The following is a 971-nucleotide window of genomic DNA, read 5'->3' on the forward strand; positions in this document are numbered from 1 at the left end:
TGATTGGCGGGCACCGTGGTCTGGTTTCACCCACGTTGCCGAGATATGCAACATCCCCACAACAGTGGTCTACACCCCACAAGGTAGGGCACCTCTGATGGCACGGTATGCGGGTAAAGGTCTATCCGAATTGCCAGAGAAAATTCAAGCAAAAATAGCTGCGACGAAGGGCGACTACTCGACTTTCAGGTACAAGGAAACCGGGTACCCGGATTTCTCCCCCTGGATCGCGAAGCACCCGGAAACCAAAGAACCCATCCGTTTGGAGAACTTCGACTACCAGAAAACTTCGCAGCGAGACATGCTCCACGCCGACGAGCTGGCCGGAATCACGGAGAAATTCCGCAAGGACAACGGTTGGACCTGGCATCACAGTGAGATTGAAGGCGTGATGGAACTCGTCCCCACCGAACTCAACAGAAATATTCCTCACACTGGTGGGCGTGCCATGTGGAGCCCTGACGCCAAACCGCTTAAACCGAAAACTGACACAAAGGACGCATCATGGACTATACAACCGGATTCTTTTACAAGACTTACACTCCGTGCAGTGAGCAGCGACTCGCCGAGATTGAAGAATCGCTGGGACTCCGGCTTCCCGAAGGTTACCGGGAGCTCCTCCGCCAGACCGGAGGAGGCGTATTCGACGAGAGTCAGAAGTGGTGTGTTCCTATGGACTTCTACGAAGATGGATACAGTGTCGGACTTGGGCAAATTCTCGGAAATGATAGCTTCGACTCGCTGGAGGACTCTCCCGACCTGATGGGCGAAGACGGGTGGGGGGCGCCAGAAGAGTTGCTGATATTCGCATTCTCGGGATTCGGCCCCGGTCAGTCCTTCGGCATCAACTACGGGTTGGAACAGTTCCCGCCACTGTCGATCATCTACGTGTTCGTTGAATCGGATAATGAGATGGCGAAGGTCGCTGACTCGTTCGAGGAGTTCATGGGCATGCTCACCACCACCGACGG

At 54.8% G+C, this 971-nt stretch carries 1 protein-coding gene and 1 pseudogene; both read left to right on the plus strand.

Features of this window, described 5'->3' with window-relative positions:
• Nucleotides 1-97 precede the first annotated feature (97 nt).
• Nucleotides 98-445 (plus strand): annotated as a pseudogene (locus tag CVA01_RS15630) (HNH endonuclease); the annotation flags it as partial.
• A gap of 59 nt (nucleotides 446-504) precedes the next feature.
• Nucleotides 505-971 (plus strand): SMI1/KNR4 family protein (locus tag CVA01_RS15395; RefSeq protein ID WP_141331833.1); only part of this gene is annotated, 467 nt, incomplete at its 3' end.

This window comes from Corynebacterium variabile (assembly GCF_006539825.1).
GTDB lineage: Bacteria > Actinomycetota > Actinomycetes > Mycobacteriales > Mycobacteriaceae > Corynebacterium > Corynebacterium variabile.